10 protein-coding genes, 2 tRNA genes and 3 rRNA genes are annotated in these 15,399 nt (G+C 51.5%); 11 read left to right on the top strand and 4 right to left on the bottom strand.

Translation table 11 applies throughout. The annotated features are described in order from the left end of the window. The first annotated feature begins 1 nt into the window (after position 1). The 7 genes from priA (at position 2) to TRQ2_RS03955 (ending at position 7,760) form a co-directional block, all read left to right on the top strand. Positions 2-2,212: a primosomal protein N' gene (gene priA, locus TRQ2_RS03985; protein WP_011943343.1), complete on the top strand. Its 2,211-nt coding sequence runs from the start codon at positions 2-4 to the stop codon at positions 2,210-2,212. 230 nt (positions 2,213-2,442) lie between these two features. Further along, positions 2,443-4,003: ribosomal RNA gene (locus tag TRQ2_RS03980) — 16S ribosomal RNA — on the top strand. Positions 4,004-4,045: 42 nt separating this feature from the next. Continuing rightward, positions 4,046-4,122, top strand: a tRNA-Ile gene (locus TRQ2_RS03975). 5 nt (positions 4,123-4,127) lie between these two features. After that, a tRNA-Ala gene (locus tag TRQ2_RS03970) sits at positions 4,128-4,203 on the top strand. Positions 4,204-4,243: 40 nt separating this feature from the next. Beyond that, positions 4,244-7,265 (top strand): 23S ribosomal RNA (locus TRQ2_RS03965). Between the two features lie 42 nt (positions 7,266-7,307). Continuing rightward, positions 7,308-7,424: ribosomal RNA gene (gene rrf / locus TRQ2_RS03960) — 5S ribosomal RNA — on the top strand. The 16S, 23S and 5S rRNA genes sit together here with 2 tRNA genes alongside, the layout of an rRNA operon. A gap of 57 nt (positions 7,425-7,481) precedes the next feature. Next, positions 7,482-7,760, top strand: a complete 279-nt coding sequence (locus tag TRQ2_RS03955; RefSeq protein ID WP_008193941.1) for a hypothetical protein — start codon at positions 7,482-7,484, stop codon at positions 7,758-7,760. Between the two features lie 27 nt (positions 7,761-7,787). On the opposite strand, the gene TRQ2_RS03950 is transcribed toward TRQ2_RS03955, so the two are convergent. Then, on the bottom strand, positions 7,788-8,357 hold the full coding sequence (locus TRQ2_RS03950; RefSeq protein WP_012310741.1) for a hypothetical protein: 570 nt from the start codon (positions 8,355-8,357) through the stop codon (positions 7,788-7,790). A gap of 82 nt (positions 8,358-8,439) precedes the next feature. On the opposite strand from TRQ2_RS03950, the gene holA reads away from it, so the two are divergent. From holA to glmM, 4 genes are read left to right on the top strand one after another with little or no spacing between them, the layout of a single operon-like run. Continuing rightward, on the top strand, positions 8,440-9,414 hold the full coding sequence (gene holA / locus TRQ2_RS03945; protein ID WP_012310740.1) for a DNA polymerase III subunit delta: 975 nt from the start codon (positions 8,440-8,442) through the stop codon (positions 9,412-9,414). Then, positions 9,383-10,576 carry a TIGR04013 family B12-binding domain/radical SAM domain-containing protein gene (locus tag TRQ2_RS03940; protein ID WP_012310739.1) on the top strand — a complete coding sequence of 398 codons (1,194 nt, stop codon included), beginning with the start codon at positions 9,383-9,385 and terminating at the stop codon, positions 10,574-10,576. Before holA ends, TRQ2_RS03940 begins: the two co-directional genes overlap by 32 nt. Continuing rightward, positions 10,557-11,339: a carbon-nitrogen hydrolase family protein gene (locus TRQ2_RS03935; RefSeq protein ID WP_012310738.1), complete on the top strand. Its 783-nt coding sequence runs from the start codon at positions 10,557-10,559 to the stop codon at positions 11,337-11,339. Before TRQ2_RS03940 ends, TRQ2_RS03935 begins: the two co-directional genes overlap by 20 nt. Continuing rightward, a complete protein-coding gene (gene glmM / locus TRQ2_RS03930; RefSeq protein ID WP_041434300.1) occupies positions 11,336-12,625 on the top strand; it encodes a phosphoglucosamine mutase in 1,290 nt (429 codons plus the stop codon). The genes TRQ2_RS03935 and glmM overlap by 4 nt, the downstream gene beginning before the upstream one ends. Here glmM and TRQ2_RS03925 read toward each other — a convergent pair. From TRQ2_RS03925 to TRQ2_RS03915, 3 genes are read right to left on the bottom strand one after another with little or no spacing between them, the layout of a single operon-like run. Then, positions 12,605-13,054 (bottom strand): SRPBCC domain-containing protein, encoded by a 450-nt coding sequence (locus TRQ2_RS03925; protein WP_012310736.1) that lies wholly within the window; start codon positions 13,052-13,054, stop codon positions 12,605-12,607. The two genes, glmM and TRQ2_RS03925, sit on opposite strands and share 21 nt — an antisense overlap. Continuing rightward, positions 12,981-14,087 carry a cyclic di-GMP phosphodiesterase gene (locus tag TRQ2_RS03920; RefSeq protein WP_012310735.1) on the bottom strand — a complete coding sequence of 369 codons (1,107 nt, stop codon included), beginning with the start codon at positions 14,085-14,087 and terminating at the stop codon, positions 12,981-12,983. The genes TRQ2_RS03925 and TRQ2_RS03920 overlap by 74 nt, the downstream gene beginning before the upstream one ends. After that, the gene (locus tag TRQ2_RS03915; RefSeq protein ID WP_238514467.1) at positions 14,062-15,297 is read right to left on the bottom strand and encodes a HAMP domain-containing sensor histidine kinase; all 1,236 of its coding nucleotides are present in this window, start codon (positions 15,295-15,297) and stop codon (positions 14,062-14,064) included. Before TRQ2_RS03915 ends, TRQ2_RS03920 begins: the two co-directional genes overlap by 26 nt. Positions 15,298-15,399: the final 102 nt, after the last annotated feature.

Genomic DNA, 15,399 nt, shown 5'->3' with positions numbered 1-15,399 from the left:
GATGTACTACAAGGTGGCTGTCTCCGGTTCGGGAAAAGTGCTTAATGTTTTCTCTTCAGAAGAGCTTTTGACTGGTGAAAGAGTGTGGTTGAAGTGGCGAAATGAAAAAGTCAAGGGCTACGTACTGGAACGATCATTTTCACACGAAAACGAAGCAACGCTCAGTGAAAGGGACGGTAAAAGTTTTCTAAGCGAAGGACATGTGAAAATAGCAGAATGGGTGTCTGAAAGGTTTTTCTCACCTGTAGGAATGGTTTTCGATCTGTTTTTCCCACAGGGTATCGACGATTACAAGGAGGAAGTGGTTGTTTCGGAGAGTCCGTTTCTGGATTTCGACAGGATGACTCTGCGCGATTTTCTTGAAACTTTCGGGGAAAAAGCTCTGAAAGAAATGGTGAAAAAAGGCCTGGTGAGGGTGGAGAAAAATTTCTATGTGAAAGAGCCAAGACCTCGTGTGAAAAAACGATTGTTTCTGAAAAAGGGAATAAGTGAAATCGTTCGAGAACATCTAACTGTGAAGCAGAGAATGGTGGTGGAATACCTTCAATTCAACGATGGGGTCCCTCTTGAGGAGCTGCTGGAGGATCTGGAGGTTTCAAAGAGTGTGATTGAAACTCTTCAAAGGAAGAATATAGTAGAAATAGTGAGTGGTGACGTTCTTCCAAAAAAGAGAAGGATCCTTCGCGGTGATTTCAAAGGAAATATCTCGAAGGAAAATCTTTTTTTTGGTCCTACTGGAAGTGGAAAAACCGAGGCTTTGTTCGAGTTGATCGATGTGTATTCGAGGAAAGGAACTGTGCTTTTCCTCGTACCGGAAGTTTCTGTTCTCACCCACACGCTTTCACGTCTGAAGGGAGCCTTCCCGGACTTGAAAATAGGGATTTATCACAGCTACCTTTCCAGAGCGAGGAAAAATCTGGAATGGTACAGGGCGGTTAGCGGAAAAATCGATGTGCTTTTGGGAACACGCAGTGCTGTTTTTGTTCCAGTTAAGAATCTTTCCCTCTTGATAGTCGACGAAGAACACGATGAGAGTTTTTATCAACACACTCGACCTTCTTACGATGCCATCGTGGTTGCAAGGAAAATCTCTGAAGTTTTCGATGTTCCCATAATTCTGTCTTCTGCAACACCGGATTTGTGGACCTACAGAGAGGCAAAAGAGGGTCGCATCAGGACGTTCAATTTTACGAGAAGGTTCGGGAGTTTGTCTGTGGAAGTTGTCGATATGCGAAATGAAGAGAAGATAGGAAGTTTTGCGAAAAAGACCCTTGACAGAATAGAGGAGACCCTCGAGGAAGGCAAGAGAGTTCTCATCTACGTAAGGAGAAAAGGTTTCTGGGGTCGTGTCCAGTGTGAAGTGTGTGGGTACGTGCTCAAATGTGAGAATTGTGATGTGTCTCTGGTGTACCATTCAGATACGCATTCCTTGAAATGTCATCAATGTGGGCGTGAGTACGGATTGGTTGAATCCTGTCCTCGCTGTGGAGGGCGTCTCGTCGGAAGAACAGCGGGAACAGAAAGAGTGGAAAGGGAACTGAAAAGGTACTTTCCGACTCGCAGGATAGCGAGAGTCGATAGAGAGGTTGTCGATAACATCATGGAGCTGGAAAGTTACATAGACAAATTGATCAGAGGCGAGATAGATATACTCGTTGGAACCAGGTTGATCACAAAGAGTCTCAGTGTACCCGAAATAGGTCTCGTATGTATCATGGATGTGGATTCTTTGATCTTCAACCCTGATTATTCGTCTTCGCTTCGTACGTTTCAGTTGGTCGTTCAGGCACTTGGGAGAGCATCAAGAGGAGATCAGGGGAAGGCGATTATCCAGACTTACAACCCGGAGGACACGATCATCAGAAAAGCTCTGGAAGAAGATGTGAACGGTTTTTATGCCGAGGAACTCGAAAGAAGAAAAGCCCTTGGTTATCCTCCATATCGTCACCTCATTCAGGTTGCTGTGAAGTCCAAGAATCCGGAAGTTGGAAAGAATTCTCTGACTTCTCTAAAAGAATTTCTGAAAGGCGAGGAGGTTCTTGGACCCGTTGAGCACTGGGTTTTCAAACTGAGAGGATTCTACAGGCACCATCTCATTGTGAAAACAGAAGACTTGGAGAGAGTACTTCCAAAACTGGAAAAAGCGTTGAGAATACTGGGAATCGATGCGATTGTTCGGGTCGATCCACCCACGCTCGAGGTATCAGATTAATCTTGATGTTACTTTATCGTATCTTTTTCTTAATTGAAAGAGGTTGAAGGGGGTGCTATTATTAATCTCGGCGACGTTGAGATGAAGGGTCTTCAGAAAGCAGAAAAGAAGAATAGAACCCGGAAAGAGAAGTTACGAACTCAGAGCCGAAGCAAACTTCAAGGTTTTTGTCCCCGGGTCATTGAAATATGGATAGCAGCCCCCCAGTTTGTTGAGCCTGGATCGAATCTTATATGGAGGGTTTGATCCTGGCTCAGGGTGAACGCTGGCGGCGTGCCTAACACATGCAAGTCGAGCGGGGGAAACTCCCTTCGGGGAGGAGTACCCAGCGGCGGACGGGTGAGTAACACGTGGGTAACCTGCCCTCCGGAGGGGGATAACCAGGGGAAACCCTGGCTAATACCCCATACGCTCCATCAACGCAAGTTGGTGGAGGAAAGGGGCGCTTGCCCCGCCGGAGGAGGGGCCCGCGGCCCATCAGGTAGTTGGTGGGGTAACGGCCCACCAAGCCGACGACGGGTAGCCGGCCTGAGAGGGTGGTCGGCCACAGGGGCACTGAGACACGGGCCCCACTCCTACGGGAGGCAGCAGTGGGGAATCTTGGACAATGGGGGAAACCCTGATCCAGCGACGCCGCGTGCGGGACGAAGCCCTTCGGGGTGTAAACCGCTGTGGCGGGGGAAGAATAAGGTAGGGAGGAAATGCCCTACCGATGACGGTACCCCGCTAGAAAGCCCCGGCTAACTACGTGCCAGCAGCCGCGGTAATACGTAGGGGGCAAGCGTTACCCGGATTTACTGGGCGTAAAGGGGGCGTAGGCGGCCTGGTGTGTCGGATGTGAAATCCCACGGCTCAACCGTGGGGCTGCATCCGAAACTACCAGGCTTGGGGGCGGTAGAGGGAGACGGAACTGCCGGTGTAGGGGTGAAATCCGTAGATATCGGCAGGAACGCCGGTGGGGAAGCCGGTCTCCTGGGCCGACCCCGACGCTGAGGCCCGAAAGCCAGGGGAGCAAACCGGATTAGATACCCGGGTAGTCCTGGCTGTAAACGATGCCCACTAGGTGTGGGGGGGGTAATCCCTCCGTGCTGAAGCTAACGCGTTAAGTGGGCCGCCTGGGGAGTACGCCCGCAAGGGTGAAACTCAAAGGAATTGACGGGGGCCCGCACAAGCGGTGGAGCGTGTGGTTTAATTGGATGCTAAGCCAAGAACCTTACCAGGGCTTGACATGCCGGTGGTACCTCCCCGAAAGGGGTAGGGACCCAGTCCTTCGGGACTGGGAGCCGGCACAGGTGGTGCACGGCCGTCGTCAGCTCGTGCCGTGAGGTGTTGGGTTAAGTCCCGCAACGAGCGCAACCCCTGCCCCTAGTTGCCAGCGGTTCGGCCGGGCACTCTAGGGGGACTGCCGGCGACGAGCCGGAGGAAGGAGGGGATGACGTCAGGTACTCGTGCCCCTTATGCCCTGGGCGACACACGCGCTACAATGGGCGGTACAATGGGTTGCGACCCCGCGAGGGGGAGCCAATCCCCAAAGCCGCCCTCAGTTCGGATCGCAGGCTGCAACCCGCCTGCGTGAAGCCGGAATCGCTAGTAATCGCGGATCAGCCATGCCGCGGTGAATACGTTCCCGGGCCTTGTACACACCGCCCGTCACGCCACCCGAGTCGGGGGCTCCCGAAGACACCTACCCCAACCCGAAAGGGAGGGGGGGTGTCGAGGGAGAACCTGGCGAGGGGGGCGAAGTCGTAACAAGGTAGCCGTACCGGAAGGTGCGGCTGGATCACCTCCTTTCTAGGAGATGAATGGGGGCTGCTATCCATATTCCAATGGCTCGGGCTCGTAGCTCAGTCGGTCAGAGCGCACGCCTGATAAGCGTGAGGTCGGTGGTTCGAGTCCACCCGAGCCCACCATTGGTGGGGACGTAGCTCAGCTGGGAGAGCGCCTGCTTTGCAAGCAGGAGGTCAGGGGTTCGAATCCCCTCGTCTCCACCAAGGTGAAGGGTCATTGAAAACTGCATAGGGGAAAGTAGGAGGTCAAGGTACTAAGGGCACGCGGTGGATGCCTTGGCGGCGGGAGGCGATGAAGGGCGTGGCAAGCTGCGATAAGCCCGGGGGAGCCGCAAGCAGGCGTTGATCCCGGGATTCCCGAATGGGGAAACCTGGGTGGCCGTTGAGGCCACTCGCCGCCGAAAGGCGGTGCGACACCGGGGGAAGTGAAACATCTCAGTACCCCGAGGAAAAGAAATCAACCGAGATTCCCCTAGTAGCGGCGAGCGAACGGGGAGGAGCCCAAACCAGCGTGGTGTCAAAGCCCGTGGGCGTTGCCACGCTGGGGTTGTGGGACACGGCCGGGCGAGGCCACGGACTCGCCGGGGAGTTACAAATCCCTCCTCTAGCCGAACCACCTGGGAAGGTGGGCCGGAGAGGGTGACAGCCCCGTAGGCGAAAGGGGAGGGACTCCCTGGGCCGTGCTCCCGAGTACCACGGGACACGTGGAATCCCGTGGGAAGCTGGGGGGACCACCCTCCAAGGCTAAATACTACCCGCCGTCCGATAGCGCACCAGTACCGTGAGGGAAAGGTGAAAAGCACCCCGGAAGGGGAGTGAAAGAGGACCTGAAACCGCGTGCCTACAAGAAGTCGGAGCCCCCATTTGGGGGTGACGGCGTGCCTTTTGATTAATGAGCCCGCGAGTTGCCGTCGGTGGCGAGGTTAAGCCGACGAAGGCGTAGCCGTAGCGAAAGCGAGTCCGAACAGGGCGCTCAGTCACCGGCGGCAGACCCGAAGCCGGGTGAGCTACCCCTGGGCAGGGTGAAGGTGGGTTAAAACCCACTGGAGGCCCGAACCGGTGGACAGTGAAAAGTCCTCGGATGACCTGGGGGTAGGAGTGAAAAGCTAACCGAACCCGGTGATAGCTGGTTCTCCCCGAAATGCATTGAGGTGCAGCCTCGGGCGGTCTGTGCAGGGGGTAGAGCACTGATGGGGCTAGGGGGGTTTCCTCCGAACCCCGTCAAACTCCGAATTCCTGCACACAAAGCCCGGGAGTGAGCCCGCGGGGGATAAGCTCCGCGGACGAGAGGGGAACAACCCAGACCGCCGGCTAAGGGCCCGAAGAGGTGGCTAAGTGGTAAAGGATGTGGAGCGCCTAAGACAGCTGGGATGTTGGCTTAGAAGCAGCCATCATTTAAAGAGTGCGTAACAGCTCACCAGCCGAGGCGCTCTGCACCGAAAATGTAACGGGGCTCAAGCCACCCCCCGAAGCCGCGGGTCAGTACCTCCGCTGGAGGTACTGGCGGTAGGGGAGCTTTCCGCTGTAGGGTGAAGGCGGACCCGCGAGGGCCGCTGGACGAGGCGGAAGTGAGAATGCGGGCATGAGTACGCGAAAGGAGGGTGAGAATCCCTCCCCCCGTAAGCCCAAGGGTACCTGGGGAAGGTTCGTCCGCCCAGGGTTAGCCGGGACCCTAAGGTGAACCCGAAAGGGGTAGCCGAAGGGAAGCCGGTTAATATTCCGGCGCCACCTGCGGTCGATGGTACGAGGGGTGACGCAGGAGGGTAGGCGCCGGGGGCAAGTGGCATGCCCCTCCAAGCGGTTAGGGCGATGACGGGCGTAGGTAAATCCGCGCCCCGAGCCTGAGCCGTGATGGGGAGGTCCCTTCGGGGACCAACGGCGCTGACCCCACACTGCCGAGAAAAACCTCGCGTACCGCTTGAGACCGTAGGTGCCCGTTCCGCAAACCGACACAGGTGGGCGGGCTGAGAAGGCTCAGGGGAGCGGGTTAACCCTCGCCAAGGAACTCGGCAAATTGGCCCCGTAACTTCGGGAGAAGGGGTGCCGCGTTAGGGTGAACCCAGGGGAAGGGGCAACCCGGAAACTGGGGGAGCCCGAGGCGGTCGCAGTGACAAGGCCCTGGCGACTGTTTACCAAAAACACAGGTCTCTGCTAACTCGAAAAGAGGAAGTATAGGGACTGACGCCTGCCCAGTGCCGGAAGGTTAAGGGGAGGGGTGAGGCTCCCCTTGTGGGAGCGTAGCTCCGACCCGAAGCCCCGGTAAACGGCGGCCGTAACTATAACGGTCCTAAGGTAGCGAAATTCCTTGTCGGGTAAGTTCCGACCTGCATGAATGGCGTAACGACTGGGGCACTGTCTCGGCGGGGGGCCCGGCGAAATTTCAGTCTGGGTGAAGATGCCCAGTACCCGCGGCTAGACGGAAAGACCCCGTGGAGCTTTACTGCAGCCTGGTATTGGGCTCCGGTGCATCGTGTATAGAATAGGTGGGAGGCTGTGAAGCCGCCTCGCCAGGGGCGGTGGAGCCGCCAGTGGAATACCACCCTCGGTGCACTGGAGTCCTAACCTGACCCTGTGAAGAGCAGGGTGGGGACAGTGCCAGGTGGGCAGTTTGACTGGGGCGGTCACCTCCTAAAAGGTAACGGAGGTGTGCAAAGGTCGGCTCAGGTGGGTTGGAAATCCACCGCAGAGTGCAAGGGCATAAGCCGGCCTGACTGCGAGGCCGACAGGCCGAGCAGGGGGGAAACCCGGCCCTAGTGACCCGGCGGTCCCGTGTGGAAGGGCCGTCGATCAACGGATAAAAGTTACCCCGGGGATAACAGGCTGGTCCCGCCCGAGAGTTCACATCGACGGCGGGGTTCGGCACCTCGATGTCGGCTCATCCCATCCTGGGGCTGAAGCAGGTCCCAAGGGTTGGGCTGTTCGCCCATTAAAGGGGTACGTGAGCTGGGTTCAGACCGTCGTGAGACAGGTCGGTCCCTATCTGCCGCGGGCGTAGGAGGCTTGAGGGGGGTCCTCCCTTGTACGAGAGGACCGGGAGGAGGGGGCCTCTGGTGTACCGGCTGTCGCGCCAGCGGCATACGCCGGGTAGCTACGCCCCTAAGCGATAACCGCTGAAAGCATCTAAGCGGGAAGCGCGCCCCAAGATTAGGCCTCCCATCCCGTTAAGGGAGTAAGGCCGGTCCGAGAAGAGGACCTTGATAGGCCGGGGGTGTAAGCGCCGCAAGGCGTTGAGCCCACCGGTACTAATCGGCCGAGGCCTTGACCTCCGAAATCCCCTATGCAGTTTCCAGTGACCCTTCGAAGTATCCCCGGGTGCCGATACTGGGGCGGGAAACACCCGGTTCCATTCCGAACCCGGCCGTTAAGCCGCCCTGGGCCGATGGTAGTATGGGGGCAGCCCCATGCGAGAGTAGGTAGCGCCCGGGGATTTGTTTTTTTTTATAGATCACCTTTTGTTATAATAGTAACAAGGGGGTGATCTCGTGGCGGAAAAACTTCCTATAAAAACTGTGATGGCAATCCTTGTGGAAAACAGAAGAGAAACGGCAGAGAAAGTTCAGAAGATTCTCACAGCCTGGGGCTGTCTGATCAAGACAAGGCTCGGACTTCACGATGGTGTTCTCGATAACTGCTCAGAAGCGGGTCTCATAGTTCTTGAACTTGTGGGAAGTCCCGAGCAGCACAGAGAACTGTGTGACAAACTCAACAAACTCCCGGGTGTGAAAGCAGATTACATGGAACTTTCATTCGACGAAGAATGAAGCCCCTCGAAAAGAGGGGCTTTTGTTTTACCAGGCGGTCCAGGTGACCCAGAGCCTCACGTTGGTGATGGTGACCGTGACGGTGGCATCAGTGGTGGACTCGTATTCGTTTTGACCAAAAATCACCCATAGAGTGACATCTTCGCCGTTGTTTATCTTGTCGAGTGCTGCTTTCAAGGCGCTTGAGTTGTTGGCGGAGATGGAAAGAGGGTATTCGCTCTGCTGCGAGGTGTCAATTCTGATAGTCACATCACCGGTTGTGGGCGTAGATGATGGCTCCTCAAGCGCAAATCCTATGAATCCATCGAATCTGAGATCTCCTTCAACTGTGATCTTTCCAGACACTTCGATGTTGTGGAAATGTACTGTTCCAGGAACTCCCGCACTTTGCTGTGCGTTTTTCACATCTTCTGCTTTAATTGTGAAGCTTGTCCACGTTGCTTCTAGTGTAGAAGAACTTCCCGCCGGCACTTTGAACGCCTGAGGTTCGATACCGAGGTTTCCAAGATCGATGGGAATGGGCACCGGGATACATCCAGAAACCAGCACGAGAATACCAGCTGTGATCAGAGCCGACCAGATGAGCACCCTTTTCATATTTTCACCTCCTTCTCTCTGAATGATAACACTTTGAAATTGTTTCTCAAAGCGTGTTAAAATCACCATGAGAGGTGGTTGTATGCCAGTCACGTTTCTCACAGGTACTGCAGAAACTCAGAAGGAAGAATTGATAAAGAAACTCCTGAAGGATGGTAACGTGGAGTACATAAGGATCCATCCTGAGGATCCTGACAAGATCGATTTCATAAGGTCTTTACTCAGGACAAAGACGATCTTTTCTAACAAGACGATCATTGATATCGTCAATTTCGATGAGTGGAAAGCACAGGAGCAGAAGCGTCTCGTTGAACTTTTGAAAAATGTACCGGAAGACGTTCATATTTTCATCCGTTCTCAAAAAACAGGTGGAAAGGGAGTAGCGCTGGAGCTTCCAAAGCCATGGGAAACGGACAAATGGCTTGAATGGATAGAAAAGCGCTTCAGGGAAAATGGTTTGCTCATCGATAAAGATGCCCTTCAGCTGTTTTTCTCCAAGGTCGGAACGAACGACCTGATCATAGAAAGGGAGATTGAAAAGCTGAAAGCTTATTCCGAGGACAAAAAGATAACGGTAGAGGACGTGGAAGAGGTCGTTTTCACCTATCAGACTCCGGGATACGATGATTTTTGCTTTGCCGTTTCCGAAGGAAAAAGGAAGCTCGCTCACTCTCTTCTGTCGCAGTTGTGGAAAACCACAGAGCCCGTGGTGATTGCCACTGTCCTTGCGAATCACTTCCTGGATCTCTTCAAAATCCTCGTTCTTGTGACAAAGAAAAGATACTACACCTGGCCTGATGTGTCCAGGGTGTCCAAAGAGCTGGGAATTCCCGTTCCTCGTGTGGCTCGTTTCCTCGGTTTCTCCTTTAAGACCTGGAAATTCAAGGTGATAAACCACCTCCTTTATTACGATGTGAAGAAGGTTAGAAAGATACTGAGGGATCTCTACGATCTGGACAGAGTCGTGAAAAGCGAAGAAGATCCAAAGCCGTTCTTCCACGAGTTCATAGAAGAGGTGGCACTGGATGTATATTCTCTTCAGAGAGATGAAGAATAACTGGTACAGCCTCGCGGCCCTTCTCTCAACCATATACAGCAGGCACCTCGATGTGGAAGCAAGACCTGTGAAGTTTGAGGAAATAAAGAAGTTCCCTCCAGAAAAGACCATCGTTGCCTATTCCTTCATGAGTTTTGACCTTGATACCGTCAGAGAAGAAGTCAAAGCGTTGAAAGAACAGGGATACACGCTCATCGCGGGAGGACCGCATGTGACAGCCGATCCAGAAGGCTGCTTGAGAATGGGATTCGATCACGTTTTCACGGGGGATGGAGAGGAGAATATTTTGAGGTTCTTGATGGGGGAGAGAAAAAAGATCTTCGATGGTATCTCAAAGAGGGTCAACTTGAACCACTACCCACCTTTCCTACCTTCGAAAGGAATCTACATGCCCATCGAAATCACAAGGGGATGCCCGTTTTCTTGTGCGTACTGTCAGACACCGATCATCGCTGGAAGACAGGTGAGACACCGTGATGTGGACGTCGTTGTTCACTACGCGAAACTCGGTGTGAAACACGGAAGGAAGCTCGCTCGTTTCATAGCTCCCAACTCCTTCGGCTATGGTTCGAAGAATGGAGTAACACCCAATGTAGAGAAGATAGAAGAACTCCTGTATGGACTCAAAAGGGTTGGTATCGAAGAAATATATTTCGGAACGTTTCCTTCCGAAGTGAGGCCAGAGTCTGTGACCGACGAAGTACTCAAAGTGGTGAAAAAGTACGTCAACAACCGTTCCATAGTGATAGGTGCCCAGAGCGGAAGCGACAGGATCTTGAAGATCATAAAGCGTGGCCACACGGTTGAACAGGTAGAGGAAGCGATAGAAAAGATCTCTCTTCACGGTTTTATTCCACACGTTGATTTCATATTCGGCTTCCCGTTCGAAACGGAAGAGGATGTGGAGAAAACTTTCAGCTTTATTGTTAAAATAGTGGAGAGATACGGCGCAAAGATCCATGCGCACACCTTCATGCCGCTTCCCGGGACGGAACTTTTCAATGCTGGGCCCGGAAGACTCACAGAGGTTCATTACAAATTTCTGGGGAGGCTCGCTTCAAAGGGTATTCTCGACGGTTACTGGATGAAGCAGGAAATGCTTGCGAGGAAGGTGTACGAAATTGCGAGTGGCGGCAGTACAGATGTTACCAGCGATCGGTGACTTCGAAGGAAATCTGGAGAGAATAGAACAGTTCATAGAGATGGCTGTTTCGGAAGGAGCCGAAGTCGTTGTCTTTCCGGAGCTCACAATCAGTGGGTACACCTGGGACGAGGCGATTCTGAAAAGGGGAGCCTTGTTTTTTTCAGAAGTCGCAAAGAAAAAGCTCTTGAAGCTTTCAAGGGAAGGACAGATACTGATAGCTGTTGGTACACCAAGGATCGTTCTGGGAAAGCTCAGAAACTCGCTTGTGATTTTCAAGAAGAAAAAGGAATTGCTTTTCTACGATAAAACACATCTCTTTCGTGGAGAGAAAAACGTCTTTGAACCTGGGGAGTATTTTCTTGTGTTTTCTTACAGAGGGGTAGTTTTTGGCACGTTGATCTGTTATGAGATCGGCTTCCCTGAAATATCACGTATTTTAACATTCAAAGGGAGTAAAGTGATTCTCTCAGCCTTTGCTTTTGGGAAGGCTCGGGGGTACACGTACGATGTTGCCACGAGATCCAGGGCAGTTGAGAACGGAGTTTTCCTTGTGGCATCCTCCATGTGCGGCGAAGGTTTTGTGGAATTCGTCGGAAGAACGAGGATAGTGGGTCCAAACGGAAAGGTTATGAACGAGATAGAGAGCGGTGAAGGTTTGATCTGTGAAGATCTCGATCTAGATGCTGTTTATCATTACAGATACGACGAAGAAGGAGATTCTCACGCTTACCTTAGAAACTACATGTCCCACCTTTACACGCTTCAGAAGGGGAGGTTATGAGGGTGAAATACTTCGGAACCGACGGAATAAGGGGAATCTTTGGTGAAACACTCACAGATGAGCTGGCCTTCAAGGTGGGCAAAGCGCTGGGAGAGATTGTCGGAGAAGGAAGAGTCATTGTGGGAAAGGACACGAGAGTTTCGGGGGATTCGCTCGAGGCGGCTATTTCCGCTGGCCTCACGTCTATGGGGGTGGACGTCCTTCTGTGCGGCATCATTCCAACACCAGCGGTGGCTCTCCTCACGAGGATCACCAGGTCGTTCGGTGTTGTCATTTCGGCTTCTCACAATCCTCCAGAATACAACGGTATAAAGGTGTTGAAGGGTGGATACAAGATACCGGACGAGATGGAAGCGGAGATAGAGGAGAGACTGGAAAACGGGAGTTTCCCGCCCCGCTTGGTTGTCGGCAGGACAAAATCGTTCAGAGAAGGAAGAGACATGTACATCGGAGCGGTTCTTGAAATATTCAGGGATCTCGATCTCACGGGTGAGATGGTATCCCTTGACCTTGCGAACGGTGCCACCACGACAACGGCCAAAGAGGTTTTTGAATTCCTTGGAGCGAAGGTAGAGGTGTTCAATGACTCCCAGGACGGACTTCTCATAAATCAAGGGTGTGGCGCCACTCATCCCAGGTTTTTGGCTGAAGAGATGAAGAACGGGAAGGTAGGATTCACCTTCGATGGTGATGGAGACCGTGTGATAGCTGTAGACGAAGAAAGAAACGTTGTGAACGGAGATAGGATCATAGGAATCCTCGCAGTTGGGTTGAAAGAAGAGGGGCGTCTAAACAGCGATACCGTGGTGGGTACCGTTATGACGAATGGAGGCCTCGAAGATTTTCTCAAAGAAAAAGGAATAAAGCTTCTTCGAACGAAAGTTGGGGACAAATACGTCCTTGAAAAGATGCTCGAAAGTGGAGCGAATCTGGGAGGAGAGAGATCCGGTCACATAATAATCCTCGACAGAAGCACTACGGGAGATGGTTTGATAACCGCTTTGGAGCTGATGAGAGTTCTCAGGCGATCAGGAAGAAATCTTTCTGATTTTGCGAAGGAGATACCAGATTATCCGCAGATCACAAAGAACGTAAGGAGAACGGAGCGAATGTCTCTCGAAAATGAGAATCTGAGAAAGATCGTTGAAGAGAGCACTTCCAGGGGCTACCGTGTGGTGATAAGACCGTCCGGTACAGAGCCCGTTATAAGAATCACGGTTGAAGGGAAAGACAGAGAGGAGATAGAAAAGATCGTGGAGGAGATTTCAAGGGTTCTCGAGAGTTGATATCCCGTATTCTATCCATATCTTCGCGAGGGTCAACATTTCTCCCCATCCGACTGCACACTCGAGCTTTATTTTCATGTCCTCTTCGTTGAGGACAATTGTGTGGTCTTCCACTTGAACCCAGGTGCCGGTGTAGCTTGAAGGGAAGAACTCCATCTTGACGCGGGATCTGAATCCATCTTCGTATGTGTTCCAGGAGAACTCTATGAGATTGGGGGGTTCTAACCTATGGATGATGCCTTCGTCCGTCACTTCCTCCCCGAACGTTTTTCTGAACCACCTGAAGAAGATCTTTCCCCCTTCTTTGAGTTCCATCTTCATACCATCGGTGAACCAGCCGTCCCAGCCGTTTTCGTTAACGAATACCCTCCACACCTTCTCCAGAGGAGCTCTGATGTGAACGCCTGCCGTTGTTGGAGGTATCTTCATCCTTCTCCCTCCTGTAGACATCAGTTATTTCTTTTTCCAGTTTCAGGAAGGCTTCGACTACTTCTGGTGAATAGAGCTTTCCGGAGAGGGATTCTATCTCTCTGAACGCTTCTTCAAGTGGTTTTGGGTTTTTGTAGGGTCTTTTGGAAACCATGGCGTCGAAACTGTCCGCCACCGCTACGATGAGACCAGAAATGGGTATTTCTCTCCCCTTCAGTCCCCTGGGATACCCGGCCCCATTCCATCTTTCGTGGTGCGTGAGAGCGATCTCCGCTCCGAGTTGAAGGATAGGGGAGTTGCTCCGGCTGAGGATTCTGAATCCGATGGTGGTGTGCTGTTTCATGATTTCGAACTCTTCCGGTGTGAGAATACCGGGCTTCAACAGAATTCTATCGGGTATTCCGATCTTTCCAATATCGTGGAGGGGAGCAGCGAACTGAATCTCTGTGACGAAAACCTCGCTCATTCCCATCTCTTCAGCGATCCTTCCTGAGAGCCATCCAACCCTCTCTGTGTGTTTGTGTGTCTCCATGTCCCTGTATTCGGAAAGCATGTTCAGTATTTCCAGAACTTCGAAGAGAAAGTCTTCGTATTCTGTGAAGAACTCCTCCGCAGTTTTTTCCAAAAGGAAAAGTTTTTTCTTCAACGATTTCAGATAGCTGTTTCTGTACATATGGAAGACTCTGTTTCTGAGGGCGTGGGTTATTTTCAGTCTCAAAAGTTCGAGATTGACGGGTTTTTTGATGAAATCATCGGCTCCCACTTCCACACATTTCTTTACTACTTCAGTGTCGTCGTACGCGGTTACGACGAAGACCACACAGGATGGATTCTTCGCTTTTATCTCGTTCACCACTTCTATTCCACTCATCCCTGGAAGCATCACATCCACCAACGCGACATCGACGTTTTCCGAAAGCTTGACAGCTTTTTCTCCGTTCTCTGCTTCGATCACGTCGAAACCGGAGAGCTTCAGGTACTGTCCCATGGCTTCCCGTGTGATGTCATCATCTTCCACGATCATTACTGTCATCTTTATCCCTCCTGAGGGGAAGGGTTATTACGAATGTGGTCCCGTCCTTTTTTATGACTTCCATCGAACCGTTTAGATAGTTCACCAGTTTCTTCACTGTGAAGAGTCCAAATCCGTTTTGTTCCTTCAAACCCGGTCCTGTGTCAGAAACACGCAAGTTGATTTTATCATTTTTCTTTTCTATTTTGAGAACCACTCTTCCAGAAGGTGTGTACTTCACCGCGTTTGAAAACAGGTTCAAAACCAGTGCGAGGAAAGCATCTTTGTCGATTTCGAGTTCGTTGAATTCCATTTCGATGTCTGTTTCAAGGTTTTTGAGCCGAGCCATTTCCAGAATCGGTTCCAGGGCTTTTTCCACGTCATTCTTCCTCAGAACTTCGCTTCTTCCTATCGACGTTTTGAGGACCCTTTCTATCTCTTCTGTCATTTCGTGACAGAGTTTTTCTATGTTTCTAACCACAGGCGAGGTCTCTGGGAACTGTCGTTTCAAAAGTTGAGCACTCACGTAGATGGCGTTCACCGGGTTTTTCAAATTGTGGGTGAGGTTCTTGGTGAGTACAACGTACATATCCTGAAATTTTTGTTTTTCTTCCAGAAAGGATATGTACTCCTCGACAAACTTTGAAAAAGCATCTCTTAACTTTGGAAAGTAAGAAGACGCTTCTTGTGAAAAATATTTGCTGAACATCTCTCTCACTCTGTTTTGATCATATTCGCGCAGAATTTCCGGTATGATTCGCAGGATTTCGATGAGAAAGTTGTAAAGGTTCGTGACGGCAGAAGAGATTCGTTCGGGAGGAATCTCGAGTTCCTTTGAGAGCTTTTCTGCTTCTTCTTTGAGTGTCTCCACGTACTTTTTAACAAAGTGCCACATCAAAAAGATACTGCCCGATGCCACATGGTAAGGATATGCACTTCTGAAAAAATAGAAAAAAATCGAAGAAATGGAATAAAGAAACAAACTCACTGAAAGGAGTGTTGTCTGCGGTTTTCTGATGAGTAGAAGAAGTGAAAAAAGAGCGAGCGAAATGCTTTCGAAGTAGATGAGAAGGTCAAATCTCAAAACTGATACAGCGAAAAGAATAACAAATGTGAGAACAACGAGCCATTTGAAAGAATTCTTTTTCTTCCCGATCAGAAAGAAAAAGAAACCTTCAGCGAGGATCAGCTTGGAGCTACTCAGAAACATCCACGCGTTTTTCGGATCCATGAGGAAAACCCGAAGAAAAAAGAGAGAAAGTAGAGAAGAGAACAAACAGGAAAAAGCGAGGATGGTTAAATCCTCGTCCTTTCTTGAGCTGGTGTAGTGTGT

Origin of the sequence: Thermotoga sp. RQ2 (genome assembly GCF_000019625.1) — a bacterium.
Classification (GTDB): domain Bacteria; phylum Thermotogota; class Thermotogae; order Thermotogales; family Thermotogaceae; genus Thermotoga; species Thermotoga maritima.
Note: the sequence above shows the minus strand (reverse complement) of the source record. Positions and strands in the feature narration are given on the sequence as shown.